This window comes from Mycobacterium sp., assembly GCF_044223235.1.
Lineage (GTDB): Bacteria > Actinomycetota > Actinomycetes > Mycobacteriales > Mycobacteriaceae > Mycobacterium.
In genome coordinates this window covers 1-25,755 of the sequence record NZ_JBGAME010000036.1, presented here as the reverse complement: position 1 = coordinate 25,755, position 25,755 = coordinate 1, and the positions used below count along the sequence as shown (strand labels likewise).

At 68.4% G+C, this 25,755-nt stretch carries 14 protein-coding genes and 1 pseudogene; 10 read left to right on the top strand and 5 right to left on the bottom strand.

Features of this window, described 5'->3' with window-relative positions; translation table 11 throughout:
* The 6 genes from ADBZ6K_RS24940 to ADBZ6K_RS24915 all read left to right on the top strand — a co-directional run bounded on the left by ADBZ6K_RS24940 (position 1) and on the right by ADBZ6K_RS24915 (position 8,396).
* Complete coding sequence (locus tag ADBZ6K_RS24940; protein WP_526351771.1) at positions 1 to 2,064, top strand: bifunctional aldolase/short-chain dehydrogenase; 2,064 nt, start codon at positions 1 to 3, stop codon at positions 2,062 to 2,064.
* Entirely contained in the window at positions 2,061 to 3,521 is a 1,461-nt protein-coding gene (locus ADBZ6K_RS24935; protein WP_526351769.1) for a rhamnulokinase, read from the top strand. Before ADBZ6K_RS24940 ends, ADBZ6K_RS24935 begins: the two co-directional genes overlap by 4 nt.
* A gap of 39 nt (positions 3,522 to 3,560) precedes the next feature.
* On the top strand, positions 3,561 to 4,562 hold the full coding sequence (locus ADBZ6K_RS24930) for a LacI family DNA-binding transcriptional regulator (RefSeq protein WP_526351787.1): 1,002 nt from the start codon (positions 3,561 to 3,563) through the stop codon (positions 4,560 to 4,562).
* A gap of 243 nt (positions 4,563 to 4,805) precedes the next feature.
* On the top strand, positions 4,806 to 5,630 hold the full coding sequence (locus tag ADBZ6K_RS24925) for an alpha/beta fold hydrolase (protein ID WP_526351767.1): 825 nt from the start codon (positions 4,806 to 4,808) through the stop codon (positions 5,628 to 5,630).
* 148 nt (positions 5,631 to 5,778) lie between these two features.
* A complete protein-coding gene (locus ADBZ6K_RS24920) occupies positions 5,779 to 6,519 on the top strand; it encodes a cutinase family protein (protein ID WP_526351765.1) in 741 nt (246 codons plus the stop codon).
* Positions 6,520 to 7,184: 665 nt separating this feature from the next.
* Positions 7,185 to 8,396 carry a low temperature requirement protein A gene (locus tag ADBZ6K_RS24915; protein WP_526351785.1) on the top strand — a complete coding sequence of 404 codons (1,212 nt, stop codon included), beginning with the start codon at positions 7,185 to 7,187 and terminating at the stop codon, positions 8,394 to 8,396.
* Here the strand turns inward: ADBZ6K_RS24915 and ADBZ6K_RS24910 are convergent.
* Positions 8,393 to 9,682, bottom strand: coding sequence for an MFS transporter (locus tag ADBZ6K_RS24910; RefSeq protein ID WP_526351763.1), 1,290 nt, complete (start codon positions 9,680 to 9,682; stop codon positions 8,393 to 8,395). The genes ADBZ6K_RS24915 and ADBZ6K_RS24910 overlap by 4 nt on opposite strands.
* 351 nt (positions 9,683 to 10,033) lie before the next feature.
* Here ADBZ6K_RS24910 and ADBZ6K_RS24905 point away from each other — a divergent pair, with 351 nt between their 5' ends.
* The gene (locus ADBZ6K_RS24905) at positions 10,034 to 10,792 is read left to right on the top strand and encodes a MerR family transcriptional regulator (RefSeq protein ID WP_526351761.1); all 759 of its coding nucleotides are present in this window, start codon (positions 10,034 to 10,036) and stop codon (positions 10,790 to 10,792) included.
* A gap of 7 nt (positions 10,793 to 10,799) precedes the next feature.
* On the opposite strand, the gene ADBZ6K_RS24900 is transcribed toward ADBZ6K_RS24905, so the two are convergent.
* From ADBZ6K_RS24900 to ADBZ6K_RS24885, 4 genes are all read right to left on the bottom strand, one after another.
* Positions 10,800 to 11,600 (bottom strand): ABC transporter permease, encoded by an 801-nt coding sequence (locus tag ADBZ6K_RS24900; RefSeq protein ID WP_526351759.1) that lies wholly within the window; start codon positions 11,598 to 11,600, stop codon positions 10,800 to 10,802.
* Positions 11,601 to 11,612: 12 nt separating this feature from the next.
* The gene (locus tag ADBZ6K_RS24895; RefSeq protein WP_526351757.1) at positions 11,613 to 12,437 is read right to left on the bottom strand and encodes an ABC transporter permease; all 825 of its coding nucleotides are present in this window, start codon (positions 12,435 to 12,437) and stop codon (positions 11,613 to 11,615) included.
* Positions 12,438 to 12,568: 131 nt separating this feature from the next.
* Positions 12,569 to 13,756, bottom strand: coding sequence for an ABC transporter substrate-binding protein (locus tag ADBZ6K_RS24890; RefSeq protein ID WP_526351783.1), 1,188 nt, complete (start codon positions 13,754 to 13,756; stop codon positions 12,569 to 12,571).
* 21 nt (positions 13,757 to 13,777) lie between these two features.
* Positions 13,778 to 14,893: an ABC transporter ATP-binding protein gene (locus ADBZ6K_RS24885; protein ID WP_526351755.1), complete on the bottom strand. Its 1,116-nt coding sequence runs from the start codon at positions 14,891 to 14,893 to the stop codon at positions 13,778 to 13,780.
* Positions 14,894 to 15,100: 207 nt separating this feature from the next.
* Here ADBZ6K_RS24885 and ADBZ6K_RS24880 point away from each other — a divergent pair, with 207 nt between their 5' ends.
* From ADBZ6K_RS24880 to ADBZ6K_RS24870, 3 genes and pseudogenes are all read left to right on the top strand, one after another.
* Complete coding sequence (locus ADBZ6K_RS24880; protein ID WP_526351753.1) at positions 15,101 to 15,811, top strand: glycoside hydrolase domain-containing protein; 711 nt, start codon at positions 15,101 to 15,103, stop codon at positions 15,809 to 15,811.
* Positions 15,812 to 16,330: 519 nt separating this feature from the next.
* The gene (locus ADBZ6K_RS24875) at positions 16,331 to 25,609 is read left to right on the top strand and encodes a fatty acid synthase subunit beta domain-containing protein (protein WP_526351751.1); all 9,279 of its coding nucleotides are present in this window, start codon (positions 16,331 to 16,333) and stop codon (positions 25,607 to 25,609) included.
* A 9-nt stretch (positions 25,610 to 25,618) separates the two neighbouring features.
* Positions 25,619 to 25,755: pseudogene (locus ADBZ6K_RS24870) on the top strand (holo-ACP synthase AcpS); the annotation flags it as partial.

Genomic DNA, 25,755 nt, shown 5'->3' with positions numbered 1-25,755 from the left:
ATGACCAATCCGACTGTCGCAGAGCTGATCGCCCGGTCCAACCGGCTCGGCTCCGACCCGAAGAACACCAATTACGCCGGCGGAAACACCTCGGCGAAGGGCTCGGATCTCGACCCCGCCACCGGAGCGCCGGTGGAGCTACTGTGGGTGAAGGGCTCCGGTGGAGACCTGGGCACCCTTGCCGAGAAAGGTCTGGCGGTGCTGCGGCTGGACCGCATGCGCGCCCTGACGCACGTCTACCCGGGCGTCGAGCGCGAGGACGAGATGGTCGCGGCGTTCGACTACTGCCTGCACGGCCGGGGTGGCGCCGCTCCGTCGATCGACACCGCCATGCACGGCCTCGTCGACGCCTCCCACGTCGACCACCTGCACCCCGACTCGGGGATCGCGCTGGCCACCGCCGCCGACGGTGAGGCGCTGACCAAGCAGATCTTCGGCGATCGGGTGATGTGGGTGCCGTGGCGGCGCCCGGGGTTTCAGCTGGGTCTGGACATCGCCGAGATCAAGAAGCGCAACCCCCAGGCCATCGGCACCATTCTGGGTGGGCACGGCATCACCGCATGGGGTGACACCTCCGCCGAAGCGGAAAGCCATTCGCTCGAGATCATCGCGACGGCGCAGCGCTACATCGACACGAACGGGCGCCCGCAGCCGTTCGGCGCGCCGCTGGACGGGTTCGGTGCGCTGCCCGAGGCGCAGCGCCTGACCAAAGCCGCCAGACTGGCGCCGTTCATCCGCGGCCTGGCGTCCACCGACAGGCCGCAGGTCGGGCACTTCACCGACGATCCACGCGTGCTGGAATTCCTTTCCGGCGCAGAGCATCCCCGCCTCGCCGCGTTGGGTACCAGCTGCCCCGATCACTTCCTGCGCACCAAGGTCAAGCCGATGGTGCTCGACCTGCCGGCAGGCGCGTCGCTCGAAGACTGCAAGAGCCGGCTGGCCGAACTGCACGAGGCTTACCGCACCGACTACCAGGCCTACTACGACCGGAACGCCGCGGCCGACAGCCCCGCCATCAGGGGCGCGGACCCGGCCATCGTGTTGATCCCCGGTGTCGGAATGTACAGCTACGGCAAGGACAAGCAGACGGCGCGGGTGGCAGGCGAGTTCTACCTCAACGCCATCAACGTCATGCGCGGCGCGGAGGCCATTTCCAGCTACGCACCCATCGACGAGTCGGAGAAGTTCCGCATCGAGTACTGGTCGCTGGAGGAAGCCAAACTGGCGCGGATGCCCGAGCCGAAGCCACTCGCCACCCGCATCGCGCTGGTCACCGGCGCGGCGTCGGGGATCGGAAAGGCCATCGCGGCGCGGCTCGCCGCCGAGGGCGCGTGCGTGGTGATCGCCGACCTCGATGCCGGAAAGGCCGCTGCCGCTGCAGAAGACATCGCCAACGGGCTGGGCGTATCCGCTCCTTACCTGCGCGACGTAGCCATCGGCATCGCCGCCGACGTGACCGACGAGGCGGCCGTTGCCGCCGCCATCGACGCCACCGCTCTGGCGTTCGGCGGCATCGACATCGTCGTCAACAATGCTGGTCTGTCGCTGTCGAAATCGCTGCTGGAGACCACTGCGGCCGATTGGGACCTGCAGCACAACGTGATGGCCCGTGGCTCCTTCCTGGTGTCCAAGGCCGCTGCCCGCGCGCTCATCGACCAAAAGCTCGGCGGAGACATCATCTACATCTCGTCGAAGAACTCGGTGTTCGCCGGCCCCAACAACATCGCCTACTCGGCTACCAAAGCCGATCAGGCACACCAGGTTCGGTTGCTGGCCGCCGAACTCGGTGAGCACGGGGTCAAGGTCAACGGGATCAATCCCGACGGTGTGGTGCGCGGCTCGGGGATCTTCGCAGGCGGCTGGGGCGCGAAAAGAGCGGCGGTCTACGGGGTGGCAGAGGAGGACCTGGGCAAGTATTACGCGCAACGCACACTGCTCAAGCGCGAGGTGTTGCCCGAGCACATCGCCAACGCGGCATTCGCGCTGTGCACGTCGGATTTCTCGCACACCACGGGGTTGCATGTGCCGGTGGATGCCGGTGTCCCCGCGGCGTTCCTGCGATGAGCGGATATGTCGCGGCCGTCGACTTGGGCGCAACCAGCGGGCGGGTCATGCTCGCCGAAGTGGGTCCCGATCACCTCGAAATGTCTACGGTGGCAAGGTTCTCCAACGATCCGGTGACTCTGTGGAATGGGCGGCGATCGGCGCTGCACTGGGACATCGCCGGCCTGCACGGCCGCGCCTGCGCTGGATTGGCGGCGGCGGGGCGGCAGGCCGCTGAACTGGCGGGGATCGCGGTCGACTCCTGGGCCGTCGACTACGGACTGCTGCGCGACGGGCGGCTGCTGGGAACGCCGTACCACTACCGTGACAACCGCACCGAGGCGGGGGTGCGCGACGTACACGCCGAACTGAGCCCGGCCGAGCTATACGCCCGCAACGGATTACAGTTCCTGCCGTTCAACACCGTCTACCAACTGGCCGCCGAACGAGACCAGGAGCGGGGCGGGCTGCTCGACCAGGCTGACACGGTGCTGCTCATCCCTGATCTGATCACTTATTGGCTCACCGGGGAACTTGGCGCCGAACGCACCAACGCGTCGACCACCGGGCTGCTCGGCCTCGACGGGCACTGGGATCGCGAGCTGATGGACCGGCTGCGGCTGCCTGCCACGCTGTTCCCCGACATCGCCGAGGCGGGCACAGTCCGGGGACCGCTGCTCGGGGAGGTCGCCGCCCCGCTCGGTTTGGATGGCCGAGTCTCGGTCGTCTCGGTGGCCTCCCATGACACCGCCTCGGCTGTCGTGGCGATCCCGATGCGGTCCGATACGGCGGCCTACATTTCGTGCGGGACCTGGGGACTCGTCGGGGTCGAGCTCGCGGCGCCGGTGGTCGGCCCCGTCGCCCGGCAGGCGAACTTCACCAACGAGGTTGGTGCCGACGGCCGGATCCGCTTCCTACACAACGTGATGGGGCTGTGGTTGCTCAGCGAGACAGTCCGGCAGTACGAGCGCGAAGGGCGTCCCGCCGAGTTGACGGCGCTGCTTGCCCAGGCGGCCGAGGTGCCCGCCCCGCCCGTGTTCGACACCGGCGACAGGCGTTTCCTCGCGCCCGGGGACATTCCCGGCCGCATCGCCGCCTGGTACCGCGAGCGCGGGCTGCCTGCCCCGGTCGGCCCCGCCGAAACCGTCCGCGCGATCGTCGAAAGCCTTGCCGAGGCATTTGCGGCGAGCGTGCGCACCGCCGCCCAGCTGTCGGGCACCGACGTCACCACCGCGCACATCGTGGGCGGAGGGGCACAGAACGCGCTCCTGTGCCAGCTGACTGCCGATCGCCTGGGGCTACCGCTGTTCGCAGGGCCGGTAGAGGCCACCGCGCTGGGCAACGTGCTGCTCACTGCCCGGGCTACCGGGTTGATCAGCGGAGATCTCGAATCGCTGCGGCGACTGGTTGGTGAGCGATTCCCAGGTCGGCGCTATCAACCCCGGCCCAGCCGCGCCGCGCACCCGATCGGAGTCTGAGCGTGTGTACTGATCTGGTGTGATGGTGCGGTGGTGAGTATGCGCGAGGTGGCGGCCGCGGCGGGTGTCTCCGTCGGCACGGTGTCCAATGTGCTCAACGCCCCGGACAAGGTCGCGCCTGCCACGGTCGAGCGCGTTCAGTCAGCGATCGACCGGCTTGGCTTCGTGCGCAATGACGCCGCCCGCCAGCTTCGCGCCGGCCGCTCCCGCAGTGTCGGCTTGGTGGTGCTCGACGTCGGCAACCCGTTCTTCACCGCCATCGCCAGGGCGGCCGAACGCCGCGCGGGTGACCACAACCTCACCCTCCTGTTGGGCACCTCTGACGACGATCCCGTCCGTGAACGGGCCTACATCGACGCCTTCGACGAGCAGCGCGTGTTCGGATTGCTGCTGTCCCCAATCGGGGACGACCTGACGAGGTTGGCGGCTTTGCAGAACCGAGGCACGCCGGTGGTGCTGGTGGACCGGGACGGCAGCGGCACCCCGTTCGATTCGGTGGCCGTCGACGACGTCGCCGGCGCCCGGCTGGCTGTCGATCACTTGTGTGAAACTGGTTGCCGCCGTATCGCTTTCGTGGGCGGACCTGGAGAGCTCAGGCAGGTCAGGGACCGCAGGAAGGGTGCCGCCCAGGCCGCGGCGGCCCGCGGCGCGGCATTGGAGGTCATCGACACTCCGGCACTGACCGTGCTGGAGGGCCGAGCGGTGGGAGAGCGGCTGGCCGCCCGCCGGCCCGCGGATCGCCCGGACGGGGGGGTCTGCGCCAACGACCTGCTGGCCATCGGCGTGCTGCAGGCCCTGGCTCTGATGGATAGGATCGCGGTCCCCGGCGACATCGCGCTGGTCGGTTACGATGACATCGACTTCGCCCGCTCGGCCGTGGTGCCCCTGACCTCGGTCCGACAGCCGACGGAGACGATCGGTGCCACCGCGATCGACCTGCTGATGCATGCCGTCGACGATCCGGACGATCCGCTAAAACGCGCGGCGCGGCACGTGCTGTTTCAGCCGGAGCTCGTCGTGAGGGCGTCGACGCGACGGTAGCTGTCCGCCCGTCGACGATATGTGCCCTGAAGTCAAGGCATCTCGGTCGCCGTCACGCATCACGTGGACGGTGCCGCGGCGTCGCCTTCGCCGCCGATCGCTCAGCCCTGGGCCAATCCGCCGCGGCTGCCGGATTGGTGTTCCGACACCGACCAAAGAACGAAGGACAATCACAGCGACCGGTGCTTAGGTGTGTGGTGCGGTTGTCGACATGCCGACCGCGTCGGCGACAGGAAGGTAGCCATGCCCACCATCACCACCTCAGACGGTGTCGAGATCTTCTACAAGGACTGGGGATCGGGGCAGCCGATCGTGTTCAGCCACGGCTGGCCGCTGTCTTCGGACGACTGGGACACCCAGATGTTGTTCTTCCTCGGCCACGGCTATCGTGTCATCGCCCACGACCGCCGCGGGCACGGCCGCTCCAGCCTGGTCGCCGACGGCCATGACATGGACCACTATGCCGACGACCTCGCGGCCGTCACCGATCATCTGGACCTCCGCGACGCCGTGCACGTCGGACACTCCACCGGCGGCGGCGAAGTGGTCCGCTACCTGGCCAGGCACGGCGAAAGCCGCGCTGCCAAAGCGGTTTTGATCAGCGCGGTGCCGCCCCTGATGGTCAAGACCGAGACGAATCCCGGCGGCCTGCCCAAGGAGGTCTTCGACGACCTGCAGGCCCAGCTGGCCGCCAACCGATCCGAGTTCTACCGGTCGCTGGCGTCAGGCCCGTTCTACGGATTCAACCGCCCCGGTGTCGAGCCGTCTGAGGCGATCATCCAGAACTGGTGGCGGCAGGGGATGACCGGCGGCGCCAAGGCGCACTACGACGGCATCGTCGCCTTCTCGCAGACCGACTTCACCGAGGATCTCAAGGCGATCACGCTGCCCGCGTTGGTGATGCACGGCGACGACGATCAGATCGTTCCGTATGCGGATTCGGGACCGCTGTCGGCCGCGCTGCTGGCCAACGGCACGCTGAAGACGTATCCGGGCTTCCCGCACGGGATGCCGACGACGCAGGCCGACACCATCAACGCCGACCTACTGGCGTTCATCCGGTCCTGATGCGCGCTCTCGTTCGGTCCTGATGCGCGCTCTCGTTCGGTCCTGATGCTCGCTCTCGCTCGGTCCTGATGCTCGCTCTCGCTCGGTTCTGATGCTCGCTCTCGCTCGGTGGGGATTACTCGCCGGGCGAGGCGCGTTTGACAGGTTCATGATCAAACCTGACCTTTCCGGCGTGCCGAGCGCGGGCCGCGGGACCGCCACGGGACTTCGTCGGTGGTTGCGGTGCGCGCCGCCTGCCCTGCTCGCCGTTGCCATCCTCGCCGCGCCGGCCGTGGCCTCGCCCGTGCCGTCCGGCATCGCGTCGGCGTCCGCTGACGCGTGCCCCGCCGTCCAGGTCGTGTTCGCGCGGGGAACGGGCGAAGCACCCGGCGCGGGGCGCGTCGGTGACGCCTTTGCCGACGCCCTACGGTCCCAGGTCGGCGGCCAGTCGGTCGCGGTGTACGGGGTCAATTACCCCGCGTCCGACGACTTCCTCAAGGCCGTCGACGGAGCCAACGACGCCAGCGCGTTCGTCCAGAACGTCGCAGCCACATGCCCGGACACCAAGATCGTCCTCGGCGGCTATTCGCAGGGCGCGGCGGTGGTCGACATCATCACCGTCGCAGGCCGGCCGGTGTTCGGGTTCGGCGACCCGATGCCGCCCGGCGTCGCCGGCCACGTGGCCGCGGTCGCCGTGTTCGGCAACCCCTCCAACCGGGTCGGAGGTCCGCTGACCGCGTTGAGTCCGGTGTATGGACCCAAGACCATCGATCTGTGCACCACCGGCGATCCGGTGTGCTCGGACGGCAACGACGTGAGCGCACACAGCCTTTACGTCCAGTCCGGCCTGGCGAGTCAGGCGGCGACGTTCGTCGCCAACAGGCTATCGGCGGCGTCGTCGGCGGCCTAAGGGGCTCAAGAGATTTCGACGTCAGTCGTCGGCGTGACGCTCGTAGTCCCACCGCTCAAGGCGCAGCTGCAGATCGTGCAGGCCTATCGCGGCGAGCGGGGCGCCCAGCGACACAACGGTCAGCAGCAGTGCGTTCATGGTTCGCTCGAGTCTTCGGTGGATCGGACAGTTCCAAGGTTATGGACCTGGCCCACCGCACGGCACGCGTAGTGCGCTACCCGTTTCTCGGCCGCGGAACACCCCACCCGCGCATCCCGGGGCAGGTGGCGGCGTCCCGCCGGCGCGGTGGACTCCGCATTGGGTGTCCACCGCGGCGCGACCGGTCGTCCACACCGGGCTGGCACTGTGATCGGTCGCATACCACGGTAACGATGAAGTCGCCCAACGGGTTCAACACTGAAACCTCTGGCGCTCACCGCCCGCGGCGCGTCCTGCGATAGGGGAGTACGTAATCGGCTACCTATCCGATACCCGTTTGTGTGCGGCGGGTGGCCGCGCCCACCAGTGGAGTGGCCCTGCTCCGATTGCCCGCGACCGCGATCGGGTGGAATGTATGCGGGTCGGACACTGCCGGGCTGGCGGGCCGGGACACGGGAAAGAGGACGAACGTGACAGTCAGTGAGCCGCAGCAGTCCAGGATCACACCGGCGCACCGGCTGCGCCGGATGGCTGGCCGTGATCCACACGAGACACACCGTGTCGCCACTCCTCTGGAACTGCTGTTCGACCTCACCTTCGTCGTCGCGTTCGACATCGCGGCCTCCCAGCTGGCTCATATGCTCGCCGAGGGCCACGCCGGGCCCGGGCTGGCGGCGTTCGGCTTCGCCACGTTCGCGATCTGCTGGGCGTGGATCAACTTCAGCTGGTTCGCCTCGGCCTATGACACCGACGACTGGATCTACCGGCTGTTGACAATGCTGCAGATGGTCGGTGTCCTCATCCTCGCGCTCGGCCTGCCACAGGTTTACACGTCGATCGAGCACGGCGAACACGTCGACAACGAGGTCATGGTCGCCGGCTACGTGGTGATGCGAATCGCGCTGGTGGTCCAGTGGTTGCGTGCCGCCCGGCAGGACCCGGAGCGTCGCCGGACCTGCCTGACCTACGCCGCATTCATCGTCGTCGCCCAGATCGGGTGGATCATCCAGATCGTCCTGCACACCTCCGTCGGGGTGTTCGCCGTCACGGGTCTGCTGCTGATCCTGGTCGAGTTCGCGGGGCCGTTCCTCGTCGAGACCCGCAGGGGTCGCACCCCATGGCATCCGCACCACATCGCCGAGCGGTACGGGCTATTGGTGATCATCGCGCTCGGCGAGGGAGTCGTCGGCACGGTGGCATCCATCTCGGCCGTCGTCGCAGACAGCGGGTGGTCCGCCGACGCCGTCCTGGTTGCGGTCGCCGGCACCGGCCTGACATTTGGCATGTGGTGGATGTACTTCCTGATCCCCGCCGGCGAGCTGCTGCATGCGCACCCGGACAGGTCGTTCCGGTACGGGTATTGGCACATCGTGGTGTTCGGGGCCATCGTGGCCACCGGCGCGGGCCTGCACGCGGCCGCGTACTACATCGAGCATCACTCCGAACTCGGACCCGTGGAAACCGTGCTCACGGTCGCCGTGCCGGTCGGGCTGTTCATCGCCGGTGTGTACCTGATCTACTCGCTGCTGGTGGCGGCGTTCGACGCGCTGGCGGCGGTATTGCTGGCGGCGTCGGCCGCGGTGCTGGGCGCAGCGGTCTGGCTGGCCGCCGGCGGCGTCGACATGGCGGTCTGTCTGCTCGTGGTGATGCTGGCGCCGTTGGTCCCCGTCGTCGGGTACGAGTCGGTGGGCCACCGGCGTGTCACGGCGACGATCGCCGCGCAGCTGGCCGGGTCCTAACGGGGACGTTCGGAGGGCGGCGCCTGCGGGTGCGCCTCGAAACCCTCGAGCAACATGCGCTCCTGCTCGAGTTCCAGCAATCTGCGCGTCTTCCTGCGGGTGATGAGGATGCCGGCCGTGGCCAGTAGCCAGACCGCGTACTGAACCGTCCAGGCCAGCCGGAACGATTCGAACGAGTAGCCGCCCGCCGCCCCGATGATCGTGCCCATCGCCTGCATCACCATCAGCGAGGCCAGGAAGCCGCCCATGTTGACCATGCCCTGAGCCGTTCCCAAGGTGGCGCTCGGGTTGAACGTCCGCGCGAAGTCGAACCCCACCATCGAGCCCGGCCCGCCGACCGAGATGACCACGATCAGCACGACGAGCAGCCAGTGCGGCGAGCGTCCCGGCAAGGCCAGCACCACCGTCCAGACGATGGCGTTGCTGGCGATGATGGCCAGCACCAATCGGGAGCGCCGATGCGGATGCCTGCCGGTGAACAAACCCACCGCGACACCCGACAAGATCGCGGCGACCACCGAGACGGTGAGCAGCGATCCGGCCGCGCCCGTGGACATCCCCTGCGCGACGGTGAGGTACGGGACTCCCCACATCAGCGCGAACACGGTCACCGAGAACTGCGTCCCCATGTGCGTGAAGAAGCCCAGCCGTGTCCCCGGCCGCAGCCACACCGTCTTCACGCTTGCGAGCACGTCCCGGATGGACATGGTCTCGGTCGTCACCACCCGCCCGTGCGGGGTGTTCTTCACCAAGGCCAGCGTCAGGACGATCGCCAGCACGCCCAGCGAGGCCACCGCGGCGTATGCGACGGTCCATCCCCGACCGGACAGTACGGCCAGGAACGGCACCGCCGAGAGCACCTGGCCGAGCTGTCCGCAGATGCCGGTGAGCTGGGTGACCAGCGGCACCTGTCTGGGCGGGAACCAGTGCGGCACCAGGCGCAGCACCGAGATGAACGTCAGCGCGTCACCGAGTCCGACGACCGCCCGCGCCGCGATCGCGGCGGGCAGCGACTCGCTGAAGGCGAGCACGAACTGCCCAGACGCCATCAGCCCAGCGCCCGCCGCGATCAGCGCCCGCGAGCCGAACCGGTCCAACAACAGCCCCGCGGGCACCTGGGCGCATGCGTACACGATCACCTGAAGGACGACGAACGTCGACAACACGCTCGGGCTGGCGTTGAAGCGAGCGGCCGCGTCCAGACCCGAGACGCCCAGTGTCGTGCGATCGAGCACCGCGACGATGTATGCCAGTAGTCCGGTGGCCCAGACGATCCAGGGACGCACACAGAACCCTTCGTCGTACCCGCTTCAAACGGGAATGGCCGGAATGTCTCTCGGCCCCCATCGTCGCGCATCGGCCGGTCCCGATTCCAATCGCCCGACGGTGAAGTCACTCACCGGATGCCCGTCCTTGCATTCGCATATAGTTGGCTGAAATTGCATCACCCGGGTCGTATTAAGACAGCGGTTTTCATATACATGCAGATAAACGGTGTTGAAATGCCGATTGCATGAAGTTTGACAGGATGCGCTGAAAATTCGCTCGTACACGCGGGTGGGGGTACAGTGGCGCAATGCATTGGTGGTGTTTCACCCGACGCGACGCGCGGGCGACGGCGTGTGAGGTGCGTCGGCTTGGCTGAGTACCGGCTCGACGCGCTGGCCCGTCTCTCCGGGGTCAGCGCGCGCAACATCCGTGCCTACCGAGAGCGCGGGCTGCTCGATCCGCCGCGTCGGCAGGGCCGTGCGGCCCTTTACGACGATGTGCACCTGGCCCAGCTGGCGACCATCGACCACCTGCTGCGAAAGGGCTTCAATTCGGCGCATATCGCGGAGTTCTTCGCCAGCATGCGCGAGGGCACCAATCTGGCGGATTCGCTGGGATTGCGCCGTGCCGTCTTCGTCTCGCCGCATAGCGGCAACGGGTCGGGTGCTGCTGCGCTCCGGTGCGACGGAGCAGTTGCGTTGCCCGAGGTGGATCCGGCGATCGACGAGGTCAGGCAACTGCGTGAACACGGGCTTGTCGACGTTGTCGACGGGGTGGTGGTGGTCACCGATCCCGCCATCGGGGGAGTGCTGGCCAGAACCCGCCACAAACTGCCCTATCTGCGGGCGGTCCTGCACGTCTACGACGCCGCGCACCGCGCGATCGACGGGCTGGCGGCCGACTTGGCCGACGGTCTGCACGATTGCGTCGCCACACGGTTCGGCGCGGCTCTCGACAGCCCCGACCTGGACGTTCACGAGCTGGACCGGATCATGCGGGACTACTGTGACCTCGCCGACACCATGCTCACACAGCGCTTTAAGCCGGAGATCGTGCGACGCCTCGATGCCGTGGCAGCCGGCTACATCGCCGCACTCGACCGTCAGGTCGAACCGCGGCCCTGCTAGCGCCCCTTCACACCCGCGTCGATGCGGGATCACCCCCGAACCGTTGCGCCAGCCACACTGGGATGATCGCCAACACGGTCAGCGTCGCGGCCACCACGTTGATGACTGGCGCCTGATTGGGCCGGAACAGGTTGCCGAAGATCCAGATCGGCAGCGTCTGCACCTTCGGGCCGGCCGTGAAGGTCGTGACGACGATCTCGTCGAAACTCAGCGCGAAGGCCAGGATCGCACCTGCGAGCAGCGCGCCTCGCATCATCGGGAACGTCACGTACCGGAAGGTCTGCCATGACGACGCGCCGAGATCGGCGGAGGCGTCCTCCAGATTGGTGCCCAGCCGTCGCAGCCTGGCCTGCGTGTTGTTGAACACGATCACGATGCAGAACGTCGCGTGCCCGATGATCACGGTGGCCAGGCCAAGGGTGACGCCCAGCGCGGAGGTGAACGTGGCGTTCAGGGCGATGCCGGTGACGATTCCGGGCAGCGTGATCGGCAGCACCACAAGGAAACTCACGGTGTTGCGGCCGAAGAAGCGGTAGCGCTGCACCGCGAACGCCGCCATCGTGCCGAGCACGAGCGCGATCGCGGTGGCGGCAAGGCCCACCACCACCGAGTTTGCCAGCGATCTCCACATCCCCTCGCTGTGCCAGGCGTCCATCCACCACTGCAGCGTGAAACCGCTGGGTGGGAATGCGAACGTGCGCGACGAGTTGAAAGCGTTGACGACCACCAGCAGCAGGGGTGCGTAGAGGAACCCCAGCACCAGCACCGTCCACGCCCGCACCGCCCGCCGGGCACCCGCCGAGAGCATCAGGGGACCACCTCACACATTCTCGAGCGCGCCGGTGCGTCGCATCGCCAGCAGATACAGGGTGATCGCGGCCAGCGGGATGATCGACAGCGCCGCCGCCAGCGGCTGGTTGTTTGCCGTGACGAGCTGTCCGTAGATGATGTTGCCCAGCATCTGCGTCTTGCCGCCGACGATCGTCACCGCGATGTAGTCACCCAGCGACAGCGAGAACGTGAAGATCGATCCCGCGGCGATGCCGGGAAACACCAACGGAGCCATCACCATCCGCATCGTGGACAGATCCGAAGCGCCCAGGTCGGAGCTCGCGTCGATCAGGGCGTCGGGCACCCTTTCGAAGGCCGCGAACACCGGGATCACCATGTAGGGCAACCACAGATACGTCAGCGTGATGACGGTGGCCACCAGGCCGTACCCGGGGCTGTACCCCGTCGTCCAGGCCAGTGGCCCCTCCGGGGACAGCAGCATCCGCCAGGCGTAAGCCTTGACCAGATAGCTCGCCCACAGCGGGGTCGTCACCGCGACCACCAGGGCCAGTCGGGCCCGCGGCGAGGCGATCTTGGCCATGTACAGCGCAAGTGGCACCGCCAACACGGCGCAGATGACCGTCACCGCACCGGCGACCGCGACGGTGCGCAGCGTCGCCGTGCGGAACACCCCGTCGGTCAGCACCCGCACGATGTTGTCGGTGGTGAACGTGCGGATCACCGCGCCGGTGAAGGTGTCGGTGCTCCAGAACGCCGAAACCAGCAGCACCGCAAGCGATCCCAGATAGGCGACGACCAGCCAGGCCATCGGCGGCACGAGCAGAAGGACCAGGCTGATCCGCTGGCGCACCATCACCACCCCCTCTCGCGACCCGCCGGTCCCCCCCACCTCAGCGCGTCGCGCCGACACCTCCGTCCGGCGCGTACAGATACGCACGCTCGCGCCAGGGTGGGTGGGCCTCGCGCCAGGGTGGGTCGGCGCGGTCAGCCCTTGATCTGCTGCCACTTGTCGACCCACTCGTTGTAGGCCGTGCAGTTGTCACCGCTGCCGTCGACGCACTTCTTTTGCGGGGTGGTCCAGTAGTGGATCTGCGCGGCGTACTCCTCGTCGGTGGCGTGGTAGATGTCGCAGAAGTCCTTCTGGCTGGTGAAATCACAGGCCTTGGTCTGTGCGGGCGCCTCGCCGAAGTACTCGGCTACCTGGGCGTTGATCTCCGGCGAGGTGATCCAGTTCATCCACTTGTACATGCAGTTGGGGTGGGCGGCCTTCGCCGCGACCATCCAGGTGTCCGACCAGCCGGTCGAGCCCTCCGTCGGCAGCACGGTGTTGACCTGGACCTTGTTGTCCGCGCCGATGGTGTTGGCGATCACCTGCCAGGTGGTGCCGATCACCGACGTGCCCGATTCGAAGGCCTGCACCTCCTTGGTGTAGTCCGACCAGTACTCGCTGATGTTCTCCCGCTGCGCCTTGAGCAGGTCGGCCGCCGCGTCGAGTTGCTCCGGTGTCAGCGAGTAGGGGTCTTTGATCCCCAGCTCCGGTTTGGTCTTCGACAGGTACAGCGCCGCGTCGGCGATGTAGATCGGCGAGTCGTATGCGGTCACCTTGCCCTTGTAGTCGCCGGCTTGGTCGAACACCGCAGCCCACGAATTCGGCGCGTCGCGAACCACATTCACGTTGTACATGAGCAGGTTGGCGCCCCAGCCGTGCGGCACGCCGTACATCTGGCCGTCCACAGAATTCCACGACTTGTCCTTGAGGAACGCGACGATGGATTCGTAGTTGGGCACCAGGTCGGTGTTCACCGGCGCGACGTCCCCGGCGTAGATCAGCCGAAGCGTGGCGTCACCGGACGCCGAAACGCCGTCGTACTGGCCCGTTCTCATCAGCTGGATCATCTCGTCGGAGGTGTTGCCGATCTTGATGTTGACCTTGCAGCCCGTCTCCTGCTCGAAGGGCGTCACCCAGTCGACACTGGGATCGTTGGAGCCGTCCTCGGCGTAGCCCGGCCACGCGATCAGGTTCAGCTCGCCCTCGCCGTCACCGAGCGCGCTGAGCGGCTCCAGTTTGGGTGGGGCCTGTTCGCCACCGCCCGACTGCTCCGAACTCGAACACGCCACGGCTAGGGTGACGCAGGCTGCCAGTGTAATGCCAAGACGCGCAATGGATTTCATAGATCTCATGGCCACTCCTTGCTAGACGGGTGCACTGTCGGATGCGGTGTCGAGTCGGTGAACGGCGCTGTCCTGCCAGGCCAGCGTGACGGGAGCGCCGTGGTCCAGGTCGGCAGGCAGCGACGTGTTCGCGGTGAGCACGGTCGCCGAGAGGGTCACACCCGGCGCGGCGACGGCGGCGATACGGGTCAGCGGCCCCGCGTAGATGAGTTCGGCGACGACCGCCTCCACCGCCCGCATGCCGGGGCCCACGTCGTATCCGGGCGCCAGCACGGCGATACGCTCCGGGCGCACGGCGAACATACCGACGCGGCCGATCACCGCCTCGGCGGCGGCCCCGTCGAGCACGTTGGACGTGCCGACGAAGTCGGCGACGAATCGGTTCGCCGGGTTTTCGTAGACGTCGCGGGCCGCGCCGATTTGTTCGATGCGACCGTTGTTGAACACCGCGAGCCGGTCGCACAGGGTCAACGCCTCGTCCTGGTCGTGGGTGACGATCACGAACGTGATGCCGACCTCGCGCTGGATCGCCTTCAGCTCGACCTGCATCTGCTCGCGTAGCTTGAGGTCGAGTGCACCGAGCGGCTCGTCGAGCAGCAGCACCCGCGGCCTGCCCACCAGGGCACGGGCCAGGGCCACCCGTTGGCGCTGACCGCCCGACAGCTGCGCGGGCCTGCGCGGCGCAAGTTCGCTGAGCCGGACCATGTCCAGCGCGTCGGCGGTGCGCTGCCGCCGCTCGGCCTTGGGCACCCCGCGCACCTTCATGCCGTACTCGACGTTCTGGCCCACGGTCATGTGCGGGAACAGCGCGTACTCCTGGAACACCGTGTTGACGTCGCGGCGGCGGGCGGGCAGCCCCGTGACGTCGACGCCACCGAGCCGGATGACCCCCGCCGTGGGCTGCTCGAAGCCGGCGATCATCCGCAGCACCGTGGTCTTACCCGAGCCCGATGGACCGAGGATCGCGAACAGCTCGCCGTCGGCGACGGTGAGGTCGGCACCCTCGACCGCGACGACGTGGCCGCCCCGGTCGGCGGCGCCGAACTCCTTGCGCACCCCGACGAGCTCGATCTGGGGGTCACGCACGGCCGCGGCGCCCGGCGCACCGGGGTGTGGGCTGACGGTCCCGGAAGCCATGGCTCATCGTAGGAATTCCGCTGTCGTAGCGCATGGCCATCGCTGATTTCGCAGCCATCGCAGCAAGGAGCCGCGATATTCGTCATGGCCCGTGCGGATACCGGTGCCCTGCCGGGGAGCCGATGCCGGGATCCCAGGGATCCCTGATACGGCTGTGACCTGTGGCGTTCATGTGGTTGACGGGGTAGCTGTCGTATTCTGAGGCACGTGTCGATCCCCCGGCGCACCGTACTCAAGTGCGCTGCCGCCGCTCCCGCCGCGCTGGGCCTGCACGCCGTGACTGCTGCGCACGCCTCCGCGGACCCCCTGGGTGTGTTGCTCGACTATGCGGCCGGGGTGATCGGCGCGGCCGAGATCCGCGCCTCCGGCGCCCTCGGAGCTATTCGTTACGTATCCGACCGGCGGCCGGGCGGCGAGTGGATGCTCGGCAAGCCGATCCAGCTGGCGGAGGCCCGCGATCTGTACCAGAACGGGCTGAAGATCGTGTCCTGCTACCAGTACGGCAAGGCGGACACCGCCGATTGGCTGGGCGGCCAGCCCGCCGGTGTCCAGCACGCCAACCGGGGATGGCAGCTGCATGTGGCGGCCGGCGGCTCCTACGGTGCACCGGTATACGCGTCCATCGACGACGATCCGACCTTCGAGCAGTACAAACAGCAGGTCGCGCCCTATCTGAAGGGTTGGGAGGCGGTGCTCGGACACCAGCGCGTCGGGGTGTATGCGAACTCGAAGACCATCGAGTGGGCGCTGCAGGACGGCATCGGAACCTACTTCTGGCAGCACAACTGGGGTTCGCCCGGGCGCGTCGCCCACCCCGCGGCGCACCTGCACCAGGTGGAGATCGACAAGCGCAAGGTCGGGGGAGTCGGCGTCGACATCAACCACATTCTCAGGCCTCGGTACGGGCAGTGGGATTGACCCCGATCGGTACTGGATTCGACCTCGCCAGCAAACATCTTTGACGGGTTTCGGCGAGTTCGGGTTAGAATGTGGCGTGCGTCTCATTCGACGGACGTGAATCCGGCGATGCAAAATTCTTAGATAACGATTTGATAACGGAACTGCTGTGATCTGCAGTGTTAGGGCTACTCGGCCGTAACCGCCCGCCAGCAGGATGTTTGTACCGGGCATGTTCGGCCGGTCCGCGGCGGCGTGTTATGCAACCGCTTGTTACCCGTGCGTAGTACTCGCCAGTAACCAATTTCGGCGGGAAGATGGTCCAGGTTCTTATGCCACTCTTAGTACGGCAGGAGTGTCGGGCCCATCGACCGATGGACCCGGCTCGACCCGGATTCGACGCAGAATCGCGACGGTCTTCGCGGAAGCGCAGACCGTCCACGATAAAAGACGAATGAAAGACGACCGCCGCATCCTCGGCGAGCGATACGCGAAGCGAGTCGCCACCGCGCGAGATGAGCAGCAAGGGAGAAGTAAGACGTGACGATCCACGAGCATGACAGGGTATCCACCGGTTGGGACGGCGAATCGGATTCGGCGAAGTCCAGCTACGCCCTGGTTGATCGTCTGACCGCGGGTGAACCCTTTGCCGTCGCCTTCGGCGGGCAGGGCAGCGCGTGGCTGGAGACGCTCGAGGAACTCGTTTCCGCAGCCGGGATCGAGGCCGAGCTCGCCACGCTGGCCGGTGAGGCCGAGCTCATGCTTGAGCCCGTCGCCAAGGAACTGGTGGTGGTGCGGCCGATCGGCTTCGAGCCGCTGCACTGGGTCCGTGCACTGGCCGCCGAGGAGCCGGTGCCCTCCGACAAGCAGCTGACGTCTGCCGCCGTCTCGGTGCCGGGCGTTCTGCTCACCCAGATCGCCGCGGTGCGCGCGCTGGCCCGTCAGGGCATGGACCTGCGGGAGACCCCTCCGGTGGCCGTCGCCGGGCACTCCCAGGGCGTGCTGGGCGTCGAGGCGCTGGCCGCCGGCGGCGCCAAGGACGTCGAGCTGCTCGCGCTCGCGCAGCTCATCGGCGCCGCGGGCACGCTGGTCGCCCGCAGGCGCGGTATCACCGTGCTCGGCGACCGCCCGCCGATGGTCTCGGTGACCAACGCCGAACCCGAGCGCATCCACGCGCTGCTCGAGGAGTTCAGCCAGGACGTCCGCACCGTGCTGCCGCCCGTGCTGTCCATCCGCAACGGTCGCCGGTCGGTCGTCATCACCGGCACTCCCGAACAGCTGTCCCGCTTCGAGCTGTACTGCCAGCAGATCTCCGAGAAGGAAGAGGGCGAGCGCAAGAACAAGCTGCGCGGCGGCGCCGTCTTCAGCCCCGTCTTCGATCCCGTCCAGGTCGAGGTCGGCTTCCATACCCCGAGGCTGTCCGACGGCGTGGACATCGTCGCCGGATGGGCCGAGGCAGTCGGCGTGGACGTCGACCTGGCGCGCAAGATGGCCCAGGCCATTCTGATCGACCCGGTGGACTGGGTGGACGAGATCTCCGCGCTGAACGACGCCGGCGCCAAGTGGATCCTGGATCTGGGCCCCGGCGATATCCTCACCCGCCTGACCGCGCCGGTCATCCGCGGCCTCGGCATCGGCATCGTGCCCGCTGCCACCCGCGGCGGACAGCGCAACCTGTTCACCGTCGGCGCCGTGCCCGAGGTGGCCAAGCCGTGGTCGAGCTACGCGCCGACCGTCGTCAGCCTGCCGGACGGCTCGGTCAAGCTGTCGACCAAGTTCACCCGGCTGACCGGCCGCTCGCCGATCCTGCTTGCGGGCATGACCCCCACGACCGTCGACGCGAAGATCGTGGCCGCTGCCGCCAACGCCGGCCACTGGGCCGAGCTTGCCGGTGGCGGCCAGGTCACCGAAGAGATCTTCAACGATCGAGTCGCCGAGCTGACCACCCTGCTCGAGCCGGGCCGTGCCGTCCAGTTCAACTCGCTGTTCCTCGACCCGTACCTGTGGAAGCTGCAGGTGGGCGGGAAGCGCCTGGTGCAGCGTGCCCGTCAGTCCGGTGCGCCGATCGACGGCCTCATCGTCACCGCGGGCATCCCCGACCTCGAGGAAGCCGTCGAGCTGATCGGCGAACTCAACGACATCGGCATCACCCACGTGGTGTTCAAGCCGGGCACCGTCGAGCAGATCCGTTCGGTGATCCGCATCGCCGCCGAGGTTCCCACCAAGCCTGTCATCGCCCACATCGAGGGCGGCCGCGCCGGCGGCCACCACTCCTGGGAAGACCTGGACGACCTGCTGCTGGCCACCTACTCCGAACTGCGTGGCCGCTCCAACATCACCGTTTGCGTCGGCGGCGGCATCGGCACGCCCGAGCGCGCCGCGGAGTACCTGTCCGGCCGGTGGTCGGAGTCCTACGGATTCCCGCTGATGCCGGTCGACGGCATCCTGGTCGGTACCGCCGCGATGGCCACGCTGGAGGCCACCACCAGCCCGCAGGTCAAGCAGATGCTGGTCGACACCCAGGGCACCGATCAGTGGGTCGGCGCCGGTAAGGCGCAGGGCGGCATGGCCTCCGGGCGCAGCCAGCTCGGTGCCGACATCCACGAGATCGACAACACCGCGTCGCGCTGCGGCCGGCTGCTCGACGATGTAGCCGGCGACGCCGACGCCGTCGCCGAGCGCCGTGACGAAATCATCGCCGCGATGGCCGACACCGCCAAGCCGTACTTCGGCGATGTCGACGCGATGACGTACCTGCAGTGGCTGCAGCGCTACGTCGAGCTGGCCATCGGCGACGGCGACAGCACCGCCGACACCCGCAAGGCCGGCTCGCCGTGGCTGGACATCACCTGGCGGGACCGCTTCCAGGAGATGCTGCAGCGCGCCGAGGCGCGGCTGAACGCCAAGGATTACGGCCCCATCGAAACCCTTTATGGCGCAACCGAAGCCGGTGAGGCGCTGCTGGAGAACCCCGACGCCGCCATCACCGCGCTGCTGGCCTCCTACCCGGATGCCGAGTCCGTGACGCTGCACCCGGCGGACGTGTCGTTCTTCGTCCAGCTGTGCAAGTCGCTGGGCAAGCCGGTGAACTTCGTGCCGGTCATCGACAAGGATGTGCGCCGTTGGTGGCGCAGCGACTCGCTGTGGCAGGCGCACGACGCCCGCTATTCCGCCGATCAGGTGTGCATCATCCCGGGCACCTCGGCCGTCGCCGGGATCACCCGGGTCGACGAGCCGGTCGGCGAGCTGCTCGACCGCTTCGAGCAGGCCGCCATCGACGAGGTCATCGCTGCGGGTGCGGCGCCGGTCGCCGTCGTTTCCCGCCTGCAGAACGTCACGGGTCCGCTGGCGCTGGTGCTCGACTCGCCCGACGTGCTGTGGGCCGGCCGCACCGCCACCAGCCCCGTGCACCGGATCGCCGATCCCGCCGAGTGGCAGGTGCACGACGAGCGCACCGCCACACACCACCCGACCGGGGCGCGCCTCGAGGTCGTCGCCGATGACCAGGTCCGGCGGGCAGGAGCGAAGCGACCCGGGGATCAGAAGGTCGTGCTGAGCGTTCCGCTGTCGGACACCTGGGTGCAGATCAACTTCACCATCCCGGCGACGGCCATCAACGGCGGCGCCCCGATCGTGACCACCGAGGACGCCGCCACGGCGATGCGGTCGGTGTTGGCCATCGCGGCCGATGTCGACGGCCCCGACGCCCTGCCCGTGCCCGACGCGACGGGCGCTGTCACCGTCACGGTCGCCTGGGACCCCGAGCGCGTCGCCGACCACACCGGCGTCACCGCGACGTTCGGCGCCCCGCTGGCGCCGACGCTGACCGTCGTCCCCGACGCGCTGGTCGGTCGCTGCTGGCCCGCCGTCTTCGCCGCCATTGGGTCGGCCGTCACTGACACCGGTTTCCCGGTGGTGGAAGGGCTGCTCAGCCTGGTCCATCTCGACCACGCCGCGCACTTGGTCAAGCCGCTGCCCAAGGAACCCGCCGAACTGACGGTCACCGCATCGGCGTCCGCCGCCTATGACACCGAGGTGGGCCGCGTGGTCCCGGTGTCGGTCGTCGTCACCGACGCCGAGGGCACCGTGCTGGCCAAGCTCGAGGAGCGGTTCGCCATCCGCGGCCGCACCGGTGAGGCCGAGCTGGCCGATCCGCTGCGCGCCGGGGGAGCGGTGTCGGACAACGCGACCGACACGCCGCGCCGTCGCCGCCGTGACGTCACCCTGACCGCGCCGATCGACATGCGGCCGTTCGCGGTGGTGTCCGGTGACCACAACCCGATCCACACCGATCAGGCGGCCGCGCTGCTGGCCGGCCTGGAATCGCCCATCGTGCACGGCATGTGGTTGTCTGCCGCCGCCCAGCACGTCGCCACGGCCACCGACGGTAAGCCCGCCCCGCCCGCCAAGCTCGTCGGCTGGACCGCGCGGTTCCTCGGCATGGTGCTGCCCGGCGACGAGGTCGACTTCCGGGTGGACCGCGTCGGTGTCGATCTCGGCGGTGAGGTTCTGGAGATCTCCGCCCGCGTCGGGTCGGACCTGAAGATGGCCGCCACCGCGGTGCTGTTGGCCCCCAAGACCGTCTACGCCTTCCCCGGCCAGGGCATTCAGTCCAAGGGCATGGGCATGGATGTGCGCGCCCGGTCCAAGGCCGCCCGCAAGGTCTGGGACAAGGCCGACAAGTTCACCCGCGAGACCCTGGGCTTCTCGGTGCTGCACGTGGTGCGGGACAACCCGACCAGCCTGATCGCCTCCGGTGTGCACTACCACCACCCCGACGGCGTGCTGTATCTGACCCAGTTCACCCAGGTCGCGATGGCCACCACCGCGGCGGCCCAGGTCGCCGAGATGCGCGAGCAGGGTGCCTTCGTCGAGGGCGCCATCGCCTGCGGCCACTCGGTCGGTGAGTACACCGCCCTGGCCTGCGTGAGCAACGTCTACGAGCTGGAGGGCCTGCTGGAGGCCGTGTTCCACCGCGGCAGCAAGATGCACGACATCGTGCCGCGCGACGCGCAGGGCCGGTCCAACTACCGGATGGCCGCCATCCGGCCGTCGCAGATCGACCTGCCCGACGACGATGTGAAGGCCTTCGTCGCGGATATCGCGGCGAGTACCGGTGAATTCCTGGAGATCGTCAACTTCAACCTGCGTGGTTCGCAGTACGCCATCGCGGGCACCGTCGCCGGCCTGGAGGCCCTGGAGGCCGAGGTCGAGCGCAGGCGCGAGATCTCCGGCGGCAAGCGCTCGTTCATCCTGGTTCCCGGCATCGACGTGCCCTTCCACTCCAGCGTGCTGCGGGTGGGCGTCAACGACTTCCGCCGGGCGCTGGACCGGGTCATGCCGCACGGCAAGGACCCGAGCCTGGTCGTCGGGCGCTATATCCCGAACCTGGTGCCGAGGCCGTTCACGATGGATCGTGACTTCATCGAGGAGATCCGCGAGCTGGTGCCCGCGGAGCCGCTCGACGAGATCCTGGCCGACTACGACACGTGGCGTAACGAGCGACCGAGCGAGCTGTGCCGCAAGATCATCATCGAGTTGCTGGCCTGGCAGTTCGCCAGCCCGGTCCGCTGGATCGAGACGCAGGATCTGCTCTTCATCGAGGAGGCCGCGGGCGGCCTCGGTGTGGAGCGGTTCGTCGAGATCGGTGTGAAGAACGCGCCGACCGTCGCGGGCCTTGCCACCAACACGCTCAAGCTGCCCGAGTACGCCCACAGCACGGTGGAAGTGCTCAACGCCGAGCGGGACGCCGCGGTGCTGTTCGCGAACGACACCGATCCGGAACCGGAAACCGACGTCGAGGACGCCCCCGCTGGTGCGCCTGCTCCCGCGGCCGAGGCGACTCCCGCGGCTGCGGCGGCGCCCGCACCGGTGGCCGCCCCCGCCGGCGGGCCGCGCCCGGACGACATCGCGTTCGACGCCGCCGATGCCACTGTGGCGCTCATCGCGCTGTCGGCCAAGATCCGCATCGACCAGATCGAGGCGCTGGACTCCATCGAGACCATCACCGACGGGGCGTCCTCGCGGCGCAACCAGATGCTGGTCGACCTCGGGTCCGAGCTGAACCTGGGTGCCATCGACGGTGCGGCCGAGGCCGACCTGGGTGCGCTCAAGGGTCAGGTGTCCAAGCTGGCACGCACATACAAGCCGTTCGGCCCGGTGCTGTCCGACGCCATCAACGATCAGCTGCGCACGGTCCTCGGGCCGTCCGGTAAGCGGCCCGCGTACATCACCGAGCGGGTCACCAAGACCTGGGACCTCGGCGAGGGCTGGGCCAAGCACGCGATCGTCGAGGTCGCGTTGGGCACCCGGGAGGGTTCCAGTGTCCGCGGCGGTGCACTCGGCGGTCTGAGCGACGGCGCGCTGGCCGATACCGGCGCGGTCGACAAGGCGATCGATGCCGCGGTGACGGCGCTCGGTGCGCGCAAGGGCATCCCGGTCTCGCCGCCGTCCGCAGGCGGCGGGGGCGGTGGGGTCGTCGACTCCGCCGCGCTGGGGGAGTTCGCCGACAAGGTCACCGGACCCGACGGCGTCCTTGCCTCCGCGGCCCGCCTGGTGCTCGGCCAGCTGGGATTCGACACCCCGGTCACCGCGCCGGAGAAGGTCAGCGACGCCGACCTGGTGGAGCTGGTCAGCGCCGAACTGGGTTCGGATTGGCCCCGCCTGGTGGCACCCGCCTTCGACGCCAAGAAGGCCGTCGTGCTCGACGACCGCTGGGCCAGCGCCCGTGAGGATCTGGTCCGGCTGTGGCTGACCGAGGACGACGACGTCGAAGCGCAGTGGGACCGGCTGTCGGAGCGGTTCGAAGGCGCCGGGCACACCGTGGCCACCCAGGCCAACTGGTGGCAGGGCAGGGCGCTGGCGGCCGGTCGCAAGGTCCACGCGTCGCTGTACGGACGCATCGCCGCAGGCGCGGAGAGCCCCGAGAAGGGCCGCTACGCCGAGGAGATCGCCGTCGTGACGGGAGCCTCGAAGGGCTCGATCGCCGCGTCGGTGGCCGCCCAGCTGCTGGAGGGTGGCGCGACGGTCATCGCGACGACCTCCAAGCTCGACGACAGCCGCCTGGCGTTCTACAAGAAGCTCTACCGCGACAACGCCCGCTTCGGCGCCACGCTGTGGGTCGTGCCTGCCAACATGGCCTCCTACTCCGACGTCGACGCGCTGGTGGAGTGGGTCGGCAACGAGCAGGTCGAGAGCCTCGGGCCGAAGTCCATGCACGTCAAGGACGCTCAGACTCCGACGCTGCTGTTCCCGTTCGCGGCGCCGCGCGTCGCCGGGGATCTGTCGGAGGCCGGTTCGCGGTCCGAGATGGAGATGAAGGTGCTGCTGTGGGCCGTCGAGCGGCTCATCGCGGGGCTGTCGACCATCGGGTCCGAGCGTGATATCGCGTCGCGGCTGCACGTGGTGCTGCCCGGCTCGCCCAACCGCGGCATGTTCGGCGGGGACGGCGCCTACGGCGAGTCCAAGGCCGCGCTGGACGCGGTCGTGGCCCGCTGGAGTGCGGAGTCGTCGTGGGCGCAGCGCGTCACCCTGGCCCATGCGCTGATCGGCTGGACCAAGGGCACCGGCCTGATGGGCCACAACGACGCCATCGTCAGCGCGGTCGAGGAGGCCGGCGTCACCACCTACACCACGGCCGAGATGGCTTCCATGCTGCTCGACCTGTGCACGGTGGATTCGAAGGTGTCCGCCGCCGAGAAGCCGGTGAAGGTCGACCTGACCGGCGGCCTCGGTGGGGTCAAGCTCGACATGGGTGAGCTGGCCGCCAAGGCCCGCGGGGAAATGGAAGCCAAGGCGCGCAAGGAAGGCGGGGTGGACGAGGACGATGTCGCTGGCGACACCATCCCCGCGCTGCCGTCGCCGCCTCGCGGATACACCCCCGCGCCGCCGCCGGAATGGGCCGACCTCGACGTCGACCCCGCCGATCTGGTGGTCATCGTCGGCGGTGCCGAGCTGGGCCCGTACGGCTCATCGCGCACGCGCTTCGAGATGGAGGTCGACAACGAGCTGTCGGCGGCGGGCGTCCTCGAATTGGCCTGGACCACAGGCCTGATCAAGTGGGAGGACGACCCGAAGCCGGGCTGGTACGACACCGCAAACGGCGACCTGGTGCCCGAGTCCGAGCTGATCGAGCGCTACCACGAGGAAGTGGTGCGGCGCTGTGGTATTCGGGAGTTCGTCGACGACGGTGCGATCGATCCCGATCACGCGTCGCCGCTGCTGGTCTCGGTGTTCCTGGACAAGGACTTCTCGTTCGTCGTGTCCAGTGAGGCCGATGCCCGCGCGTTCATCGAGTTCGATCCCGAGCACACCGTCGCTCTGCCGGTGCCGGATTCGTCGGATTGGCAGGTCATCCGCAAGGCGGGCACCGAGATCCGGGTTCCGCGCAAGACGAAGCTGTCGCGAACGGTGGGCGCCCAGATCCCGACCGGGTTCGACCCGACCGTCTGGGGCATCACCGCGGATATGAACAACTCGATCGACCGGGTGGCGCTCTGGAACATCGTCGCGACCGTCGACGCGTTCCTGTCCTCGGGCTTCACCCCGACCGAGCTGATGCGCTGGGTGCACCCGAGCCTGGTGGCCTCCACACAGGGCACCGGCATGGGCGGCATGACCTCGATGCAGACGATGTACCACGGCAACCTGCTCGGGCGGGCCAAGCCGAACGACATCCTGCAGGAGGTTCTGCCGAACGTCGTTGCCGCGCATGTGGTTCAGAGCTACATCGGCAGCTACGGCGCGATGATCCACCCGGTCGGCGCGTGCGCCACCGCGGCGGTGTCCCTCGAGGAGGGCGTCGACAAGATCCGGCTCGGCAAGGCCGAACTGGTGGTCACCGGCGGCTACGACGACCTGACCCTGGAAGCCATCATCGGCTTCGGTGACATGGCGGCCACCGCCGACACCGAGGTGATGCGCGGCAAGGGCATCAGTGACTCGAAGTTCTCGCGTGCCAACGACCGGCGCCGGCTGGGCTTCCTGGAAGCCCAGGGCGGCGGCACCATCCTGCTGGCCCGCGGCGACCTTGCGCTCAAGATGGGTCTGCCGGTACTTGCGGTGGTCGGGTACGCGCAGAGCTTCGGCGACGGCGTGCACACCTCGATCCCGGCGCCTGGGCTGGGTGCGCTCGGCGCTGGCCGCGGGGGCAAGGATTCGCAGCTGGCCCGCTCGCTGGCCAAGCTGGGTGTGGGTGCCGACGACATCGCGGTGATCTCCAAGCACGACACCTCGACGCTGGCCAACGACCCCAACGAGACCGAGCTGCATGAGCGGCTGGCCGACTCGCTGGGACGGTCGGAGGGTGCGCCGCTGTTCATCGTCAGCCAGAAGACGCTGACCGGGCACGCCAAGGGCGGCGCGGCGGTCTTCCAGATGATGGGCCTGTGCCAGATCCTGCGCGACGGCGTCATCCCGCCGAACCGCAGCCTGGACTGCGTCGACGACGAGCTGGCCAGCTCCGGTCACTTCGTCTGGGTGCGCGAGACCCTGCGGCTGGGTGAGAAGTTCCCGCTGAAGGCGGGTCTGATCACCAGCCTGGGCTTCGGGCACGTGTCGGGTCTGATCGCCCTGGTGCATCCGCAGGCGTTCCTGGCGGCGCTCCCCGCCGAGGAGCGTGAGGATTACCTCGCGCGTGCCGAGCAGCGCACCCGGGCCGGCCAGCGCAGGCTGGCGTCGGCGATCGCCGGTGGCCGGCCGATGTACGAGCGGCCCGAGGGACGTCGATTCGACCACGATGTGCCGGAGAAGCGCCAGGAAGCGGCGATGTTGCTCAACGCAGACGCCCGACTCGGTGACGACGACGTGTACATCCGCTAAGGTGCTCGCGTGGCGATAGTCGGAGTGGGAATCGATCTCGTCTCCATTCATGACTTCGCCGAGCAGGTCGACCAGCCCGGAACGGTCTTCGCCGAGACGTTCACGCCAGGGGAACGCCGCGACGCCGCCGACAAGAGTTCGGTGGC

What these genes read in the sequence shown, in the direction of transcription:
- ADBZ6K_RS24940 (WP_526351771.1), top strand. Translation starts at nt 1, where the DNA reads ATGACCAATCCGACTGTCGCAGAGCTGATCGCCCGGTCCAACCGGCTC.
- ADBZ6K_RS24935 (WP_526351769.1), top strand. Translation starts at nt 2,061, where the DNA reads ATGAGCGGATATGTCGCGGCCGTCGACTTGGGCGCAACCAGCGGGCGG.
- ADBZ6K_RS24930 (WP_526351787.1), top strand. Translation starts at nt 3,561, where the DNA reads ATGCGCGAGGTGGCGGCCGCGGCGGGTGTCTCCGTCGGCACGGTGTCC.
- ADBZ6K_RS24925 (WP_526351767.1), top strand. Translation starts at nt 4,806, where the DNA reads ATGCCCACCATCACCACCTCAGACGGTGTCGAGATCTTCTACAAGGAC.
- ADBZ6K_RS24920 (WP_526351765.1), top strand. Translation starts at nt 5,779, where the DNA reads ATGATCAAACCTGACCTTTCCGGCGTGCCGAGCGCGGGCCGCGGGACC.
- ADBZ6K_RS24915 (WP_526351785.1), top strand. Translation starts at nt 7,185, where the DNA reads ATGGCTGGCCGTGATCCACACGAGACACACCGTGTCGCCACTCCTCTG.
- ADBZ6K_RS24900 (WP_526351759.1), bottom strand. Translation starts at nt 11,600, where the DNA reads ATGCTCTCGGCGGGTGCCCGGCGGGCGGTGCGGGCGTGGACGGTGCTG.
- ADBZ6K_RS24895 (WP_526351757.1), bottom strand. Translation starts at nt 12,437, where the DNA reads ATGGTGCGCCAGCGGATCAGCCTGGTCCTTCTGCTCGTGCCGCCGATG.
- ADBZ6K_RS24890 (WP_526351783.1), bottom strand. Translation starts at nt 13,756, where the DNA reads ATGAAATCCATTGCGCGTCTTGGCATTACACTGGCAGCCTGCGTCACC.
- ADBZ6K_RS24885 (WP_526351755.1), bottom strand. Translation starts at nt 14,893, where the DNA reads ATGGCTTCCGGGACCGTCAGCCCACACCCCGGTGCGCCGGGCGCCGCG.